Raw genomic sequence first — 19,442 nt, 5'->3', positions numbered from 1 at the left:
TTCCCGGTTTTATCCCATGGGTTTATCTAGCTGTTACTTTTTTCATTATAGCCAAAAACGCACGCACGAGTAGCCACTGTAATATTTCTGCGTTGCGTGTAATATTTAACCAATTTGCGCAGGGTGAATCGGATTGTATCTCAGGGCAGGATTGCAGTGGTCACATCTGGTAGTGTTGCTGAGTGTTAAAACGCAGGGGGAAGCAGCAGCCGATGGGCCGCTGCTATGCGGGCGCTTAGAAGTAATAACCAATATTGATATTAAAACGACGCTCCGTCTCATCGCTGTTACCCGCGATGGAGCCGCCCACAAACGGCTGGTTCTTCGCAAGCACATAATCGATATAAGTAAAGAAGGCACCGGCAGAGAGTGACACGCCAGTCACGTTCATCCAGGTGTCTTCGCTGTCGTCCGACTTATCATAGATAATGCCGTAGTCATTGTAGAATTGCAGGCCTGTGATAGGCCCAAACTCCACCGGCAGGCTGTAGGCTAGGTTGGCATTGCTCATGGTGGCTTCGGCTGCAATAGAATCGAAAAATGCATACGCGCCAACCGCCATGCGTGTGGCTGGTGTGTCGACGTCATACTCGTATTCACCGTGCTGCAATTGTAAATTCCAGGGGCCATAGTTACCGTTCAGGTGAATTGCCCAGGCCATATAATCACCGGCATTGTCGGTGCCGTCATGCAGGCCGCCGCTCAGGCCCGACACACCCACTTCTGTGGTACCGCCTTTGTGCTTGAAGTGATAAGCATAACGACCCGCAAAGGTATTGTATTCGCCCAGCGGCTGCGTGGGGTCATCGTATACGCCGTCTCCTGCTTTGCGAAAACCGACGATGTCGTAGGAATAGCGATCGCTGCGATCTTCGACATAGCCATCCACACCACCGAGTTCGTCATTCTTAAAAAAGCCCAAGTCCAGCTGCCAGTTGTCGGCAACTTTGCGCTTAAACAGCACACCCATATCGTGGTCATCTTCTAACCCGATATAATAAGTGGTGTTAAAAAAGTAATTGTGAGAGTTATAGGGCCAGTTACCAAAAGGCACTTTGGTCATGCCCACCTGAGCCTGCCAGTCTTTGGCAAAGTCATAATGTAAATAGGCATATTTGACGGCGGTCATGTAGTCGAAAAAGCGGATCTCGGCATTGAGGCCAAAGCCGCCTACGTTGCCCGAAAAGTTAAGCCGAAAAATATCGAAGTCAAAGTCACCGCCGCGATTTTTGTTGTCGTCATCGTAGGAGGTGTGGCTGAGGTTGGTGCGCACCGCTCCACCCACTTTAATACTGGGTTTGGCAGGCGCCGCCTGCTGTGCCTTTTTATCGGCCTTTGCTTGTGCTTTTTCACGTGCTTGCTCACGTTCCATTTTATGAACTTTCTGCTGGAGCATTTCTAGCTGCTTCTTTAGCTGTGCCAGTTCATCTTCGCTGGCAATGGCAGGGCCAGAAGACAACATCATAGCGCCGCACAGAGCCGTCATGAGTCGAGAGAGTTTTAGCATGGGAGGACACCCGTTTGTTTGAGTTAGTGAGAATAAATTATCTCTGAATAGCCTAGACTATTCGAGCCCAGGTTCCAAGTAATTGGCCGTGCGTGGAAGGAAATTTCCTTGAATCTTTGGATAGTTGCGTAACTATCAACTATATTTTTGACTAGTATTGTGCGCTTTAATTAGCAACAGTCGGTATGTGTATTTTCAGCGTGTTGGCGCAGTTAATTAGCCCAGTGAGGAATCCACCCTATGACCATTTCGCAAAAGCTCAGGCTGGCTTTTATCGTTGCCATCGTCTCGCCTATTTTAATTATTGCCGTTTTGATTGTGACCCAAACCCGACAACTGGCGCTCGATAAGTTTGTCGAGATGAGCAGCCGGGAAGCCTTGCAGGTTGATAATGGGATTGGCATGTTTTTCGATGAGATAGCCAAAAATGTGGAGTTTTTGGCCACTAATCCTAAGCTTACCCGGGCACAAAGCGAGGTGCAGGTTTACACCAATAAAAGCACCGCCAGTCAGCTGAACTCCCGCGCAGGCAGTGAGGTTGAACAAGCAGCCTATGACCTATTTGAGCGCTTTGGTGATACCCATCCGGGCATTGCTTATATCTATTTTGGTAACACCGAAGGCGGCTATATCCAGTGGCCACAGGGTGAGGTAAGCGCAAACTACGATCCGCGGCCAAGGCCTTGGTATCGCAGCGGACAAGCGGCTGGTGGTAAAACCACCATGACCGATGCATATTACTGGGCCCCCGATGACATGGCCATTGTATCAACGGTGCGCTCGGTTAGATCGAATGGCCGGGAGATTGGCGTGACCGGTATGGATGTGTCTTTGCAGGGGCTGACCAAGATAATTCGAGAGGTTAAACTGGGCGAAACCGGCTACCTAATGCTGGTGGAAGACACAGGTAAAATACTGGTTGATGCCAAACACAGCGACTACCGCTTTAAAGACGTAAAACAGGTCGAGAATGGCTTGTACAAGACCCTTGCTGCCAATCAGTCTGGCTTATATGAAATCCAGATTGAAGGCGTCGACTACTTTGCCAGCATTTATACCTCAAAGAAACTGGGCTGGAAGTTCATTGCCTTCGTGGAGCAAAGCGAAGTGATGTCCGCAGCCAATGCCATGACCTGGACGCTGGTGGTCCTCAGCGTGGTGCTGGTGGCCTTGTTTGTGGTGCTGGCGAATTACATTGCGCATGTATTATCCGGTCCTATCGTAGAAGTCAGCGATGGCCTGACCATCATTTCTCAGGGTGGGGGAGACTTGACCCAGCGTTTGCAAGTCGACAGCAAAGATGAAACCGGCAAGCTGGCCGATAGCTTTAACAGCTTTCTCAACCTGATAGCGCAACTGGTGATTGACATTAACGCCTGTGCCCAGCAGCTCAATCAAACCGCGCGTGCGACGGCGACGGAGTCGGAAGAGCTGACCAGCTCCACCGCCCAGCAGCAACAGGCGCTGGAAATGGCAGCAACGGCCATTAATCAGATGGCGGCGACTGCTAACGAAGTGGCGTCCAGCTGTGCCAATGCCGCCGACTTAGCAACGCAAACCCAGCAAGCCTCGGAGCTGGGCCAGTCTGTGATGACGGAAGCGGTAGACAGTGTGGCGGCGCTGTCGGATGTGATCAAACGGGCCACGTCAGACATTAACCAGCTGGACAGTGAAAGTGAGAACATTATGTCGATCCTGAGCGTGATCCGGGGGATTGCCGAACAAACCAATTTATTGGCGTTGAATGCTGCCATTGAGGCTGCCCGGGCGGGTGAGCATGGTCGTGGCTTTGCGGTGGTTGCCGACGAAGTCAGGGCGTTGTCGCAGCGCACCTCAGAGTCGACCGAAGAAATTGCTTCGCAGCTCGACAAGTTGAGAAAAATGACAGAAGGCGTATCGCAGGATATGCGCAGCAGTTTGACCCGCACAGACAAAACGGTCGAGCTGACCGGCTCTGCGCAAAGTCAGTTTAGCGAAATCACTCAGTCTATTCAGACCATTAGTGATCTGAACACGCAAATTGCCACCGCAGCGGAGGAGCAACAGCACGTTGCAGAAGACATTAACCGCAATGTAATTGAAATAAAAAATGCTGCAGACAGCGTGAGCGATGTGGCGAATAACACCAGCGAAAATGGCGATAAAATGCAGCGTTTGTCCGAGCAATTAACCCAGCTGGTTGGCCAGTTTAAAGTGTGATGGCAGCCCCACGTGATGAATATCATTCATATTCGCTGGGTGGCTCTTACGCCGCCCAGACATTTTAGGTAAGGTAGTGCCAGTTTTAGTTTAAAAATAGGTGTTATATGGAACTTTCTGCCTCAGTAAAATTGGCACGTACCGAGTCCGGCCTGGAGTATTTTGACGTTAACGGACCGCTGTGTCAGGCCAAAATTTATCTTCAGGGTGCACAGATCACCGAATTTATTCCAGCAGGGAAGAAAAACCTGCTGTGGGTCTCCGAGGACGAAACCTATCTCGAAGGTCAGTCTATTCGTGGCGGTATCCCGATTTGCTGGCCCTGGTTTGGTGTACATGCTGAGCCCGACTGGCCGGCACACGGTTTTGCGCGCAAGCAGGTTTGGCGTGCAGAGCGGGTTGAAGAAGACGAGTCGGCTATCCGCATTGTCTTGTCTTTACCAATGGTCAGCATAGATCGCACCTTCTGGCCCCATGAATCCAGTTTGACGGTCGAGTTTGTGCTCAGCGATCAGCTTGAAGTCAAACTCACTAATACCAACACCGGCAGCGAAACCTTCTCATTGACTCAGGCGCTGCATACTTACTTTCCAACCCCGGCAATTGCGCAAACCCGAGTGGATGGTTTACAGGGCGCAAAGTATATCGAGTTTGGTGAAGGACCCTTTACTCAGGATGAAGTGGTCACTTTTGCCCGCGAAACCGATATGGTCTACACCCAGGCACCTGAAGTACAAGTCATTGAAACGCCCGATGGTAAGATTCACGTCGGCCGCGAGCACTCAAGCTCCTGTGTGTTGTGGAACCCCTGGATAGAAAAGTCGAAACGTTTGAGCAACTTCCGTGATGACGAATATCACACTATGCTGTGCCTTGAAGCGGCTAATGTGATGGACGACGCCGTCACCCTGGCCCCGGGTGACTCCCACACCCTAACCACCAAACTCTGTTGGCTTCAGTAAGACCGAAGCAACGCTTCGCAGCGATCGTGCAAAGTCGTGCTTTAGCGCGGCCTTTGCGCAAGGGTGAGCAACGTCTCGAGTCTTGCGAGTGCGCGCAGCAAGATTAGTTGCGAACGTGAGGCCGTGGACCCACATATATGTGGGGAAGTAGAATAATGCAGGAGCAATTATCGAGATGGCCGAACCAGACGCCTCCCACATGGATGTGCATCCACTCGTCGCTATATGACACGTCTTTGTGGATACCACATTGGAACGCTGCGCCACTCAGTATGAACGATATTTACCACCCCGAGTTTGAAATGACTTCAGTATTTAGGTTGAATGACCATCTAAGTTGCGGGTGAGCAGATCCCGGCTCGCGGGCCGGGATGACAGTGTGCTTCGCAGATACCTTGTAAAATCATGTTTTTACGCGGCCTTTGCGTGAGATGAAATGGGCTTCTTTATCGAGTGTAGCGCCGTTTGCGATGAAACCCTACACTGCCATCTTACACTCGACACTTCGTCATCCCGTGCTCGACACGGGAACTACTTAAAGCCATATAGCTGTTTGAATGCTCAGCAAACAAGTCAGTCAGCAGTGACCAGCTCGGCGTCCCCAGCTCGGCGCCCCCAGCTCGGCGCCCCCAACTTACCAATACAAGCCACAGAGAAGACAAGCGCCTGTCAGGTGCTTTTCGTCTTTGCCAATTTCCCGTATTCTGCACACAGTGATAAACGAACAGGGAATACGATGGCAGTACTGATTGTTGATGACAACCCAGAGGTGCGACTAAGCGCTGCATTTTTGCTAGAAGATCATGGTTTTGAAGTGTTTGAAGCCGAGCACCCGGAGGTCGCTAAGCAATTTCTGAGCTGTAAACCGATAGCACTCATTTTGCTGGATATGAACTTCACGCGGGACACCACATCCGGTAATGAAGGGCTGGCCTTTCTGAGCTGGCTACAGACTCAGCCCCGGCCACCCGCGGTGATCTGCCTGACCGGCTGGGGCAGCGTGACACTGGCTGTCGAGGCAATGCGTCTGGGAGCTGCTGATTTTATTGAAAAACCCTGGCAAAACTCGCAACTGCTGGATGCCATCCGCAAGCAGAGTAAACTCAGTGTATTGCAGGCAAAGCGCAGTAACACTTTGGAGTCTGAAGTAGCGTTACCCACTTATTCATGGCGCTCTGCAGCAATGCAAACGCTGCTTGGCAAGCTGCAGCGGATCGCGGCCACAGATGCCAGTGTGTTGCTGTGTGGCGAAAGTGGCTGTGGTAAAAGCCATCTGGTGGAAACGCTCCATCAACAGTCGGCACGCAGTGGCGGGCCGCTGATCAGCGTCAATATGGGCGCGATCCCGGAAAGCTTATTCGAAAGTGAAATGTTTGGTCACACCAAAGGGGCCTTTACCGACGCCAAGTCACAGCGTAGTGGCCGTTTTGAGCTGGCCAGTGGCGGCACCTTATTCCTCGACGAGGTGGCGACCATTCCCCTGACCCAGCAAGCCAAACTGCTGCGGGTGCTGGAAAGCGGTGAATATGAACGGGTCGGGAGCAGCCGTACCGAACGTGCCGATATTCGCCTTATCTGTGCGACAAACAGCGACCTTGAGCAGGATGTGGCACAAGGGCGTTTTCGCAGCGATCTGTTTTATCGCATCAATACTTTTACCTTTGAATTACCGCCACTGCGTGCCCGACTGGATGATATTGTGCCTCTGGCAGAGCATCTGCTGGCGCGTCATGCGGCGCGTTATAAGCTTGCTACCAAGCCACTCGACAACGAGGCGCAGGCCGCATTGCTGGCGTATCGCTGGCCCGGCAATATTCGTGAGCTCAGTCATGTGATGGAGCGGGCTTTATTGCTCAGCGAAGGGGCACAGATCTGTGCTGCCGACTGTCAGTTGCGTTTAGCCAGTCCCAAGCCCGAGCAGGCGCATAACCCAGTATCACCCGCGCCAGGCGCTACGCTGGCCGAGGTCGAGAAAGCACTGATTGAGCAAACACTGGCGCTCCATCAGGGGCAGGTCAGCGAGGCGGCTAAAGCACTTGGGCTAACCAAGTCCTCTTTATATCGTCGTCTGGACAAATACGGGTTACGCAGTGAAAGCTAACTTTGAGCGCAGCTTACACTGGTATCTGGCCATGCTGGGGCTGACAATCGTGGCTTTGCTGTCCGGGCTGTTGTGGCAACTGGCGCTGCCCTGGTGGCAGATTGTGCTCTTTAGTGGCGCAGTCAGCGGGGTATTGTGGCGTCTGCATAAACAGCGGCTGGCACAGCTGAAGCGTATTTTTTCCCGCGCGCACTGGCAGCTAGAAGCCATGTTGCAGGCGGATTTTAGCCAGCAGCTGCGGCCACATTTTGAGTCCGGCCAGGTGGCGGCATTTGAACAGCAACTGATTGCCCTGGGCGAGCAGTTACATCATCAGAAATCGCGTTATAACTCACAGATATTCGTGATTTATCAGCTTATCGACAAGCTCAATGCACCAATTCTGGTGTTTACCGAGGATTCTCGGTTAAGTTATGCAAATCAAGCATTTGAAAGCTTGTATAGACAACCTTGGCAACACTATAAAGGCGCCACGGCCACTTCGCTTGGGCTGGAAGAAGCACAGCAGGGCTGGCAGTTTATCAGTCATGCCCAGGTGGCCCGCTGGCAGCTCCACAGCAGCTACTTTTACGAGCAGGGGGCCCGTCACAGTCTGCTGGTGGCGCTCGATATCACCAAGGCGTTACGGCAGAAAGAGCTGGCGGCCTGGCAACAGCTGATCCGGGTGATCAGCCACGAGATTCGTAACTCACTGACGCCGGTCAGTTCGCTGGCGCAGAGCCTGGCAGAGCGTGCAACATCCGCCAGAGAGCAACAGGCACTGAGCGTGATTGAGCAGCGTTGCCTGCATTTACAGCACTTTGTGGCACGTTATGGTGAGGTAAGCAAAACCATAGAACCGCAGCTCCAAAATACTCAGCTGGGGCCCTTGTTTGAGTCGGTCCGCGATTTGTTTACAACGCAACACCCCACACAGCAGATTGATCTGGACTGTCAGGCCCATCAGTGTCACTGCGATCCTCACTTGCTTGAGCAGGTGCTGATCAACCTGGTTAAAAATGCCATTGAGGCGAATCAGTCGGCCAGTCCGGCGGGTCAAAGGGTGAGCCTGCGCAGCTATTATCTCAGCCCGGCGGTGGTGATTGAAGTTGCAGACGAAGGGGGCGGATTTGCCAATCTCGACAATGTCCTGACACCGTTTTACTCCACCAAGGTCGATGGTCAGGGTATCGGCCTGACGTTCAGCCAGCACGTGATCGAATGCCATGATGGCCACTTCGAGGTGGCCAATGTCAACGAAGGTGAGCGATCAGGCGCGGTGATCAAGATGACTTTACCTAGTTGATAATAGTTATCATTTGCGTATAATGAAGATCAGACTGATCTTAACCTGCGCTGACGCCGTATTATAAGGCCAGCAAACCCTGACCCGGGAGTGGACTGTGTTGGTTTTAATTCCTTTAATCCTATTTATTATCGCGACTGCGTGTGTCAGCCAGCTCAGGCTGGCCAGTCTGATGACGGCCAAACTCAGGGTATTGCTTGCCTGGAGCAGCGCGGGCATCCTGGCACTGGCTAAGATTTACGCCGGGTTGAGTTTGCCCGCCGCACTGGCGGTGTTTGCTGTGGCGGGGGGGATATTGCACATGATAGGCTCATCGGATAAGCACACAGATGCCTGAGCTAAGGCATAACCTAAGGCGTACCTAAGGTTTAACCCAAGGCCTAACCCAAGGCCTAACCCAAGTTGTTTTAAAGTGTTTCAAAAGATAAATACCTACTGATTTTCAAGCACATTGTTTGTCATACTTAAGTCTGTTTAGGATCACTCAATCGAGGATGAGCATGGCTGTGCGTTTGACGACGACCCACTTTGTGGCATGGTACGCTACATTGTTGTTACTGATATTCACTACCCACACGCGTGCCAGTGACTGGCAAACACTTCATACCGAGCATTTCAGAGTGCACTATACCCCGGCTCAGCAGGCCTGGGCGCGCTCTGCCGCCACAGAGCTGGAACTGGTCAGAACATTGGTGCTACAGCAGCAGGGTCGGGCGCTGGATAGCATTGCCGATGTAGTGGTGTTTGATCCCATCAATGGCGCCAACGGGTTTGCCCTGCCAAGTACCGACAGCCCTTTAATGGCGCTGTTTACCACGCCGCCTCAGTCGGACTCCGTCATTGCGAATAGCCCCGGCTGGCAGCAATTGCTGATCCTCCATGAATATATCCATCTGGTGCACTTGTCTCAGCCCAGTCGTAGTCGCTGGCGTCAGCATTTGCGTGACTGGTTCGATATCTATGACCTGTCCAGTGCCGTGTTGCCCCGCTGGGTGGCCGAAGGCTATGCCACTTTGCTGGAATCACGACTGACGGGGCGTGGCCGTCTTTACGATAACTACAGCGAGGCATTACTGCGCGCCTTTGCCCGCCAGGGGGCGCTGTTGTCTTACGGCGCGCTGAGCAATGGGGATGGCAGTTATCGCTCCAGTGCCATGGCTTATTTGCTGGGCGTGCGCTTTCTGGCCTGGCTGGAGGATAATCACGGTAAAGAAACGCTGGACGGCGTCTGGACGCGTGTACACGGGGTGCACAAGCGCAGCTTTGAAAGTGCTTTTAAAGGCGTATTTGGGCAAAGTGCGGCGCAGTTGTATCGTCGTTTTATTGCCGAATACACCTATCTGGCGATGACCGAAGAGCGCTCGCTGAGCGTGCTGAACAGCCCCTTATGGCTCGAATTTGACTACGCGGCAAGCTCCCCTGTGTTATCCCCCGATGGGACGCAATTGGCAGTCACTGAACGCAATCGGGATGGCGAGCGCTGGCTCAGAGTGTATAAAACCGAAGAAAATAGCGCAGCAAAAAAAGCCTTTGAGAGCGCACAGCAAGCGATTATAGATGCCGATCCCCAAGACATAAAAGATAAGCCGCCCGCTGTGTTTAAGCGTGAACGGGTGGCACAGCTGGCCGCTATTGATTTTGCCGGGGCACAGTATCCGCAGTGGCAGAATAAAGAGACCTTATATTTTGTGGCCCGTGCCCGGGTGAACGAAGCGCGGGGCAACCGGGTTAACGATCTTTATCGCTGGCATATCCCGACAGGCGAGGTCACCCGACTCACCAGGGAGCTGGGGATCCGCCGATTTACCTTGCTTGATGGCGATACACTATATGCCGAGCAGGTGCGCGATGGTTTTTCTGAGCTGGTACGCGTTGAGCTAGGCAGTCAGACAGTGACGCCCCTGAGCGAGCGCAGCCTGGGCACGGTTTACGACTATCCTCAGCTTGCCCCGGATGGACGTCAGCTGGCCTATCTCAAAACCGCGCTCAATGGCAACTGGCAGTTGTATATACAAGACTTGCAATCGGCTGAAACACGCCGCGTACCAATGCCTGAGGGATATCAGTATCTGACCGCGCCTGCCTGGCAGCAAGACGGGCAGGGGATCTACTTTATCGCCGGGCTGGACGCTCAGCTTGGCATCTATCGTTACGATTTAACACACAATCGCCTCTATCAGGTGACCTCCGGGCAAGCCGTTTTTGAGCAGCTGGTAGTGCGTGCCGCGCAGCCGCTGCTTTATGCCCACTCTACGCCTGTGGGTACCCGATTACATGCACTGGATAGCCAGGTCAGTGAGCAGCGAGTGACCGCGCTCAGCGAGGATTTTGCGGTGCCGCTGGGTAAGACAGATCCGGTGGTGCTACCCGATGCGCAGATCTATGAACCCGATGATACGGCTGTGACGCACAGTGACTATCAATGGCTGGCGCAAAACGCGTCGGCGGCCATATCAGCCCAGGCCAGTACGGCCAGCAGTGAGCTGCTGAGTGTCGGTCTAAAAGGCAGCGATCTGTTACAACAGTTGTCCTGGCAGTTGGGGCTGGCCCAGAGCAGCGATAATGTGCTTAATGGCAGCTTTGCGGCCCTGCGCTACCGTTCGGGAGACTGGCGTTTTGATGCCCACCTGAGCGACTATCGTTTTGATAGCCACCGTCAGCACGGTGAGGCGAAGCTGGCAAGATTAAATGGCATGGGAATGAGTAGCCGCCTGAGTCATGAATGGCGCTTTGATACCTTGACCATTGCGCCTTTTGCCGCGATCACCCACTACGATGATGACGGCCAGCAGGCCAACACCACACAGTGGGCCGGGTTAGATCACGGGTGGCATAACTACCGCCAGGATTTTGCGCTGGGGTATCGGGTAAAGGGTGGGTTGCTCAGTGGCGATGCCACAGGGCATGGTTATGACTGGCAGGGGTTTGGCAAAGCCTGGGACTGGCCCTGGTTTGTGGGTGTGCAGTCTCAGTATCGTACCTCGCAGGCCATGCGGCTTGGCGGATTTGATAACAACTTGCTGAGCGGGCGTACACGCAGCGATCTGGTATTAAGCCCTGAGCTGCCGTTTCAGTTTGCAACGGGCCGACATTATTATGGCTATGAGCTGGCATCCAGCTGGAAGCTCGGACAGCCCAGAGTGTTTATCAAACATCACCGTTTTGATGGTCAGCGCATTGCTAAAAGTTACGGCGTGAAGTGGCAGCTCGAGTTGAGCCAGCAGGCGCTGGGGTGGGCAAACTGGTTTGCACCTGCCGGGGTGACCGACTTGCGCTTTGATTTGGGTATTGCCCGGGTAGAAAGCGACCTGGCCGACGATACCTTACGCGCCTGGCTGGGGCTGTGGTATGCGCTTTAATTAATACCAATTTCACTTAATACCTGTTCAATTTGAAGGAGCAAATATGACGCTAACTGTGTTAAAAATTTCTCATTTAGAACAACTAAATAGCAAAATTTTTGCCTTGCCTACATGGACGTAGGTACCTCAGCGATAGCAGGACGCGTGAGCGGTGTTATCGACCCTATTTTCTCGCCTCAAAATAGAACACTTAATCAAGCAAATTGGTATAACGAAAAAGGCAGCGGAGGCTGCCTTTTGGGGAGAAAAGTTTAACGCAGTATTACTGGTAATTTGCAACCAGGCTCAGGCCTGAATAAGCGTTATAGGCACGAATACCGACCCAGTAACGGCCAGCACCGTCGTTTCGTGTACAGTTTTCCGTGTTACCCCAGCGATAAGGGCGGCAGTCATAGGCTTGTGTTGTAGGTTGCTCACCCTTGCGTACGTACAAGTCTGCATCACCGCTGCCACCTGAAATATCAAAGGTGATGTTGGTTGCGCCAGCTGGTGCATCGAAGTAGAAATATACCATTTCACCTTGTGCTGCCGACAGGCCTGTTTTGGCAACGCCTTTTTGCAGTTGATCTTCACCACCCGGGCCATACACTGGCACTTCTTTCGTTGTGGTTGCAGTGGCGCCGGTGTTGTCTGTGATAGTCAGTGAGACGGTGTAGTTACCCGCTGCGGCATACGTGTGGTTGACGGTTGCACCGAATCCAGTGCCGCTGTCACCATAGCTCCACTCATACTGAGAGATAGCACCGTTTGGTGAGCTTGAAGCGCTGCCGTCAAAACTACACGCCAGTTCAGTACAGCTGGCTGTGAAGTCTGCGGTGGGAGTTGGCTCGCTGTTGTTGTCGCCATCCGGGATCCCATTGAAGTGGCTAGATACCTGAGGCCAGATCTTGCTGATCTTAACGCCCTGGTTAGTACAGCCACCAAAGTGGTGCAGTGCAATGACCTTGTTGCTTGCCGCCGCCAGTACCGGTGAACCAGAAGAGCCGCCGATGGTGTCGCAGTAGTAGCCCATGTCTGTGCCTGTGCCACGACCGTTCGCTGTCACCACGTCTGCCTGACACAGGCCGTTGCTGTTCTGATCAGATTCAATCGCCAGCTCTTTAGGGTTACCAGCGCCGTGCTGAGGAATGTAGATGCGCTCGCCCTGAGTGGCATCGCGAACATCCAGGCCAAAGTAACCAAACGGCTGGGCTTTGTTGAACTCGTTGATGGTGAACAGGGTGTAGTCGAGCGTGTAGTCAGAAGACAGGAAGTCTTTACCTGTGACTTTCACGACTGTTTCAAGGTTTGAGCCATTACAGCTGGTGTGCTGATAGTTGAACCATACTTCAGTATTCGCCAGCTCAGACGCCGAACCCACGCAGTGTTCGTTGGTGAACATGCGGTTGTCCGGGCCAACACGCCAGCCGGTACACAGGCCGCTGCCGTTCATCAGCAGGCGAGCAACCGGGCGAGTACGCTCAAACTCTGTTGGGTTTGAACCTGCCCAGCACTGTACGTCACGGCGTTCATTCACGCCACAGGTCGACTCAATGCCCACATCCGTTGACGTATTCATGGCTTCCATCATCGGGGTGTTTTCGGTGCCGTGGTCGTAGAAGTCAATAACGGCTGGCATCATCGCCTGGGTCGCAATCTGCTCTGAGCCAGACGCGCTGCCCGGAGTATATTCAACTACTGCGGTGTCGGCAGAGATAGACATCGCCGAGAAGCTGCTTACGCCGTCATCGCCCAGCTTGCTGTTAACCGTTGCGGCACGCATATTCGCTTCGGTGTACTCATAACGCTCACTGCCATCAACCGAGCGCACAACCAGCTTGCCGCCATTGGCCAGATTGACATTTTTGAAGTGCAGTTTGATGTAGCTGGCATCCGGGTGGCTGATAGTACGGGTAATAACCGTGCTGCCTGTGCTGCTCAGCGTGGCAAATTCCTGACCGAGCGAAATATTGGCATCGGCACGGGCACCAATGATGGCCTTACTGGCCTTGCTGGTGTATTGCATCATTTGTGCTTCCGTCAGTGGCGCGGTGTTTTGAGCCAGTGCCGCGGTAGAGAGTAAGCCTAGCGCAGAGACAAGATAGGTGAGTTTCATTGCTGTTCCTTTTTCACTTGTTGTTGAATAATTTTTAGAATAAAACGTTATTGAATAAATTTCGCACAGGTACAAAGGTAATCACAAAAAACAGTATTGTAAAGAAAGTGATAATAAAAAATTAAATAAGTAAACCATCACTCGCTTTTCAGGCTGTGTGGCGTCGTACCATGGGGTTCAAAGTTTTTATTTTGGGAGGACTGTCACGACAAATCTGGCTTTAAATAGGTACTAAAAGACATGATGTTCGGTGTTTTATAGGTAAAAAGCACCAAGGTTTAGTGTTCTTCAGGTTGCGTCAGCCGCTGTGTTCGTGCTTCAGGGGTCGACTGATAAATTTAACGAAGAGTTTACACCTTCGAGAGGGGGAGACCTGTACAGTACTACCGTGAGGTAACCATGCTGGAGTTGCATTGCCGCAGCGCACTTATTGGCGCTGCACATAGTAGCTGTGCCTATTGCCCGGTCAGTGACTGCAACATGCGTTGCTCATCGTATTTGTGACGGCGGGCAGTCCAATACTCATGCAACCACCTCAGTAGAAGGGGAAACGCTGCTATCGATACATGGCAATGTATACGGTATTAACCCGAATGTAGACACGCAAAGCCAGTTTTCACAGACCAACGTGGACTCTGATGATTGCAACCTCCGAGACAAAATTAACGAATATTTTCAGCAATATGTCAGCAGAACAGATGAAGATACTTATGAGGGGTATTACGCACCACGGATCATTGATGAGGGCACGGTGGTTCTGGTGCATTTGTATCGATGTGACGGGTATCGAATGGTTGAGCATGGTCTGATTGAAGAAAGAAATTGCGATACATATGACACCTTGAGGGTGCCACTGTCGACAGTGATAGGATTTAATTCCGACTCAGATTTTGGCGGCACTGGACATACCTTTACGGCACTGAACGAAGCCGCCGAACGTTATGCCAGTACACGTTTGCCAACCCGCTCCAAAGACTCTCGATGTGACACACAACCCGGTAGTGACGATCTGTATTCCTGTACCCCACAAAATTATAGCTATCAGGATGTTGTGGTGATTGGCGACGGTGATCAAGTGGCCATTCGTTATCACTACCAAATTTATATTGAAAAAGCGTGTGACATGAAATGTGACAACAAGCGTACGACTATCGCGGTCACACACAGTTTAACGGTCAATGTAACAGAACTCATGTCTGCGCAGTAAAAGGAGGTCAGTATGAACAAAAATGAGACACCAGATAAACCAGTCCCCTTTTACAAAAAGGCAATAGCCTATGTGAACATTTTTATGCTGCTGGGGCAGATGAGCTTACCAACCCTGGCTTACGCCTATAACGCGTTTGACAAGCTAGATGCGGCGCATGTGCTCAATAGCTCACCAACATTCACAAAAACCTCTGGCAGCCAGACTCAGTATGTGAAGTCAGAGCATATTGTTGAGCAGGCCCGGGCTCAGGCAGCTCAAACCATTGCTGGTTTCCATCAGACCTTGCTTAAAAACAGAAAGCACGCGTTGCCTGCACCTCAGTACATTCCTATAATGAATGGTCGCGTCAAAGTTATCTTGCCGAATTACCCACTGGCAAAGCAAGTGGGTGACCGCTTTGTACAGACGCGCCTGATCCGCTCCCAAATCTATGCTGAGCTGGGCCGCAACCTGATCTCATCGGCCTATGCTGATGAAACCGACCAGATAATCCAGCTCTATCAAAATGCCTACGAGCTGGCTGGCAAAGGTGGCATAATCTTTGGTGAGAAAGTTTCCAAATCTGTTTATGACAGCTTTGGCAAAGATTTTATCTGGCCTGAATTGAGAGAAATTAACGGAGAACAAGTGCTGTCTCCGGTTGTTCACCTCAGTGCAACGACGATAGAGACGCGCTCTGTTAACGGACACCTGGCCGAATTTACCGGTAGTGATGTCAACTTCAGAGATATTACCGTCAATAGCGGTACTTTACGCATTGGCAAAAATACCTATCTGAGAACCGCCCGCGATTTAACTGTCAACCCAGGCGCACAAGTGGCCTCAGACGGCGACCTAAACCTGTTTGTTGGCGGCACGCTCAGAAACCACTCCGGTAACCTCAGCGCCGCACAAAATGTACGGATTATTGCCGGGCAGTATGAACAAAAAACCCTGGTACACCGCTTTTCAAATCGCTATGAGCAAGGCACCCGATTTGGCCAGATAGCGTCTGTGAATGGTGAGAACATCAGCATTTACAGTATGGGCGACCTTGTTGTTCAGGGCGGCACCATCAGTGGCAATAACATCAGCCTGCGTGCCGATGGCAATATTCGCCTGCTCTCTCAGCAAACCAGCTACGTGAACAACGCGCCCGTTGGCAAATACGACCACACAAGCAGTGAAATTGAACACCTGACCACCAAACTCTCCGCCAACGACAGCATTTACCTGATGGCCTCTGGTGCGATTGAGCTTAAAGCCGCAGAGCTGCATGCCGATCAGGGCGTGATTGATATTCTGGCGGGTCAGGGTGTGTATATTCTGAACGAGTTCAACCAGTCACAGAGCAGCAAAAGTGGCAAGTGGGGTAAAACCACAGAAGAAGAGCAAGAGTTCCAGACCATTGCTATCCGCTCAGCGCTGGAGGCCGGTAAAGGTGTTCGAATTGCCTCTGAATTTGGTGATATCACCCTAAAGGCCACACAAATAACCTCAGGCACCGGCACCAGTATTGATGCCCGCAACGGCCGGGTAAATCTGCTACTGGCCACAGAGCAGGACCATTACTTCTATAACAAGGTCAAAAAAGGCACCTGGAAAATCAAGACCGAAACCATACAGGATACGGTCGATACAGCGGTATATAACGAAATCATTGGCGGGGTTAAGGTTCATGCAACGCATGGCGTGACGCTGGAGTTGGGGCAGTATGAAGGAGAGACACTCCAGGATACATTGAACGCATTTAGCGGTGATGAAAGCCTAAGCTGGATGTCAGACCTGCATAACGATCCGGAGTTTGCGGGGAACATCGACCTTGCTTATAAAAAGCTGGTTGAAATTCACAAGCATGAAAACAAAAGCACCCTCAGCCCCGCAGCCATGGCCATTATAGCCATTGCGGTATCTGTGGCGATGGGGCCGGCTGGTGCAGGGTGGATTGGTACTGGCACTAATGCGATTGGTCCTGCGTTAAATGGTATGATCTCAGGCGCCGCCATGCAGGCCGGTGCAGTAACTCTGGCCACTCAGGCTGCAACCAGTATCGCCAATGGTGAAGGCCTCGATGGCGCGATGAAGAAAATCTATTCCAGTGAAGGCCTACGATCTCTGGCTATTTCAATGGCAACCGCGGGTGTTCTGAACAGCGAAGCGTTCACTAACTCTCCATTCTTCGGCAACGCGGATGTAGGGTCTGTGTTTTTTGAAAGTCAGCAAGCCATTGATATCGCCAATCAGGCGACACAAGCATTGGTGACGTCCACTGTCAGGGCAGGAATATCGACCATTATTAATGGCGGCGATCTGGCCAGCTTCAAAGATCAGTTCGTAAGCTCACTGGGCACATTTGCCGTAAATGAACTCAGTAAAACGATGGCTGAGCAGATCAAGGCTGCTGATTTTGATACCGCAATAAAGTATGTCGCCCATGCAGCTGCGGGTTGCGTTATTGGGCTGGCAACCGCTGAAGCCCAGAACCAGTCGGGCTCTTCAAAATCATGCGGTTCAGGCGCGCTGGGTGGCGTGGTTGGAGAATATGTTGGTGAACTCACTCGCGAAGAAATTGATGCTCGAATTGAGAAAGTAAAGAGAACGCTGGGTACGTCACTTAATTACGCCAACGATCCCGATTTAACACAGGAAGACATTCTTAGCTATTGGCAGACTCAACAAGCGGAGATATTGAACTTAAGAGCTGCGGGTATTGATATCGCCAAGCTGATGGGTGGCCTGTCTGCGTTATTACTCAATGCCGATGTTAATATCGCTGCCAATGCATCTGAAAATGCTGCAGAACATAACGCGCTGGGCGCTGTTGATAAATTAGTTAAAGCACTTGGCAAGGTTGGGGCTGGCATTGTTGTTGGCATGCGCATCGTTGATACCGTGGATACCGGCAGGGCGCTGATTAAATTTGGTAAAGCACTTAAAAAAGGCAACAAAGCCGAAGCTGCTGACATGCTGGCCGAGCTGGCAACCGACGGATTAATTGACTTAACACTCGACAGGCTGATCCCTGGCAATAAGCATTTTGAGAAAGCCATTCAGAAGCTCAGAGAAAAAGGCAAGCACCTTTGGGCCGACGACTTAGAACATTATGCAAAGAATGCTCCCGGCGGAAAACTAAAAGGCACGCTGGAACCCGGCAAATACTCAGCCCCAAAATCAGATGTCCCTATCGATCCCTGGCTGCAAGGGGTGGATACAAGTAAGGCGTTTAGTGGGAATACAGGTGTACATGACGACCTGAAAAAACACTTTCCTAACAGAAAGTCTGATGAGGATGTCCATCACGTTATACCATGGACTGCTGGTAACAAACATGAGCTCATTAAAGACCTAGACTTCAACTTAAGTGACTCAATCAATGGCAAAGTAATAAAGGCAAATAGAGCCTATAAAGAGGACCTCAAATCAGATAAACAGTTACATGGTGCTCATCCTAGGTACAACAAAGCAATGACATCAATACTAGATGAAATTCATGCTTCCAATCACAGCAAAGAAGTTAAGAGGGAAATGCTAATAGAGGTGATTGAACGTGCTAAGATTCATCTTGAGATGAATGAACCGCCATTAATGAAAAAGCATGGTGCAACAGAAGATAAATGGATAAAGGTTCTTAGACCTGCAATAGATAGAAGGCGTAATTAATGCTATTTGATTATCAAAGTATAGACTTGGAGTCTATTAGAGAAGATCTGGAACGTATCGAACATGTTTGTGAAAATGGCCTGTTTCTGTCAGGGCTTTTTTTAGGTTCATCTTTACCGAAGAATTTAGAGGGGTTTCGAATATTTAAAGACCCGATTAATTTGGATTTTCGCATTCAGACACCTGACTATTGTAACGATGAACCGGAAAAATGGGATTTTAAGAACCTTCCACATATTCTCGACGAAGAACAAGGCCGGGTTATGTACGAGGGAGTGTATTCTGATTTCAATACAAGAGTTGCTAGAAAGAAAAAGTATAAAAAAGTACTTAGTGACTGCTTTGGCGACTTTTTCCATGAGCGAATATCAGCTCTGCGCACCAAAGAACATGACCGGGTAATGCAACACGCATTCTCATTAACCAGCACTAATGTTGAGTATATATTTCACCACTTAATACCTGATATTGTAGATGAACATTTCGTAACGATCGTGGATGCCGTAATATTTGGAGGCTTAGACAATTCGCCTATTTGCAAAAGGCTGCTCGATTGCTACCGGCTTGGTGGTATGCCGGGCGGTTGGGTTGGCCCTTTACCTGAAGATGGCGGGACACCAGAGCAATGCATGGAGCTATATCATCTCGGTGAATAGCATAATCACTTTAGCGTCACTGGTGGTAAGTAGATTTGGGTTATTACCTTTCGATTTGACCAACTTATCACTTGTGAATCAGGGTAAGGAAAGCCAGCAATGCTGCTCAATTATCAAGAAATAGGCTCTGATTCAGTAAAACGAGAACTGGATTTGGTTCAACAGGTTTACACGCAAGACGTCTTTTTGAAAGGTCTTTTCTTGGGAGCTCGTTTACCCGAAGATCTTGAAGGGTTTAGAGTTTTTAAAGATCCCATAAATTTGGATATGCGAATTCAAACTCCTGATTATTGCTATGATGTGTACTGGTCAAGTCCAACCGGACACTTTCTTTTTGTAATTTTCATACTCAATTGGACTCATATCATCCAGTGAGCTGTGCAGTCTGATCTTGTTGTAATACCTGATGTATTTCTCTACATCGGA

Annotated in this window: 12 protein-coding genes; 9 read left to right on the top strand and 3 right to left on the bottom strand. The window is 50.9% G+C overall.

The genetic code is table 11. The annotated features are described in order from the left end of the window. Nucleotides 1-235: 235 nt before the first annotated feature. On the bottom strand, nucleotides 236-1,507 hold the full coding sequence (locus L1285_RS18735; protein WP_235413682.1) for an OprO/OprP family phosphate-selective porin: 1,272 nt from the start codon (nucleotides 1,505-1,507) through the stop codon (nucleotides 236-238). Between the two features lie 240 nt (nucleotides 1,508-1,747). Here L1285_RS18735 and L1285_RS18730 point away from each other — a divergent pair, with 240 nt between their 5' ends. From L1285_RS18730 to L1285_RS18705, 6 genes are all read left to right on the top strand, one after another. Continuing rightward, nucleotides 1,748-3,706 carry a methyl-accepting chemotaxis protein gene (locus L1285_RS18730; protein WP_235413681.1) on the top strand — a complete coding sequence of 653 codons (1,959 nt, stop codon included), beginning with the start codon at nucleotides 1,748-1,750 and terminating at the stop codon, nucleotides 3,704-3,706. Between the two features lie 107 nt (nucleotides 3,707-3,813). After that, complete coding sequence (locus L1285_RS18725) at nucleotides 3,814-4,668, top strand: D-hexose-6-phosphate mutarotase (protein ID WP_235413679.1); 855 nt, start codon at nucleotides 3,814-3,816, stop codon at nucleotides 4,666-4,668. A gap of 736 nt (nucleotides 4,669-5,404) precedes the next feature. Further along, complete coding sequence (locus L1285_RS18720) at nucleotides 5,405-6,769, top strand: sigma-54-dependent transcriptional regulator (RefSeq protein ID WP_235413678.1); 1,365 nt, start codon at nucleotides 5,405-5,407, stop codon at nucleotides 6,767-6,769. Further along, entirely contained in the window at nucleotides 6,759-8,054 is a 1,296-nt protein-coding gene (locus L1285_RS18715; protein ID WP_235413677.1) for a sensor histidine kinase, read from the top strand. Before L1285_RS18720 ends, L1285_RS18715 begins: the two co-directional genes overlap by 11 nt. Nucleotides 8,055-8,151: 97 nt before the next feature. Continuing rightward, nucleotides 8,152-8,391, top strand: coding sequence for a hypothetical protein (locus tag L1285_RS18710; protein ID WP_046004159.1), 240 nt, complete (start codon nucleotides 8,152-8,154; stop codon nucleotides 8,389-8,391). 163 nt (nucleotides 8,392-8,554) lie between these two features. Continuing rightward, nucleotides 8,555-11,413, top strand: coding sequence for a TolB family protein (locus L1285_RS18705; protein WP_235413676.1), 2,859 nt, complete (start codon nucleotides 8,555-8,557; stop codon nucleotides 11,411-11,413). 265 nt (nucleotides 11,414-11,678) lie between these two features. On the opposite strand, the gene L1285_RS18700 is transcribed toward L1285_RS18705, so the two are convergent. After that, nucleotides 11,679-13,511 carry a PKD domain-containing protein gene (locus L1285_RS18700; protein ID WP_235413675.1) on the bottom strand — a complete coding sequence of 611 codons (1,833 nt, stop codon included), beginning with the start codon at nucleotides 13,509-13,511 and terminating at the stop codon, nucleotides 11,679-11,681. 469 nt (nucleotides 13,512-13,980) lie between these two features. On the opposite strand from L1285_RS18700, the gene L1285_RS18695 reads away from it, so the two are divergent. The 3 genes from L1285_RS18695 to L1285_RS18685 are packed head-to-tail and all read left to right on the top strand — an operon-like array spanning nucleotide 13,981 to nucleotide 19,016. Beyond that, nucleotides 13,981-14,718 carry a hypothetical protein gene (locus L1285_RS18695; RefSeq protein ID WP_235413674.1) on the top strand — a complete coding sequence of 246 codons (738 nt, stop codon included), beginning with the start codon at nucleotides 13,981-13,983 and terminating at the stop codon, nucleotides 14,716-14,718. 12 nt (nucleotides 14,719-14,730) lie between these two features. Further along, nucleotides 14,731-18,360 (top strand): DUF637 domain-containing protein, encoded by a 3,630-nt coding sequence (locus L1285_RS18690; RefSeq protein WP_235413673.1) that lies wholly within the window; start codon nucleotides 14,731-14,733, stop codon nucleotides 18,358-18,360. Next, a complete protein-coding gene (locus L1285_RS18685) occupies nucleotides 18,360-19,016 on the top strand; it encodes a hypothetical protein (RefSeq protein ID WP_235413672.1) in 657 nt (218 codons plus the stop codon). Before L1285_RS18690 ends, L1285_RS18685 begins: the two co-directional genes overlap by 1 nt. A 309-nt stretch (nucleotides 19,017-19,325) precedes the next feature. Here the strand turns inward: L1285_RS18685 and L1285_RS23985 are convergent. Beyond that, a partial coding sequence (locus tag L1285_RS23985; protein WP_442960521.1) for an IS3 family transposase occupies nucleotides 19,326-19,442 on the bottom strand: 117 nt, incomplete at its 5' end.

The organism is Pseudoalteromonas sp. DL2-H2.2 (assembly GCF_021532535.1).
Taxonomy (GTDB): Bacteria; Pseudomonadota; Gammaproteobacteria; order Enterobacterales; family Alteromonadaceae; genus Pseudoalteromonas; species Pseudoalteromonas rubra_A.
Note: the sequence above shows the minus strand (reverse complement) of the source record. Positions and strands in the feature narration are given on the sequence as shown.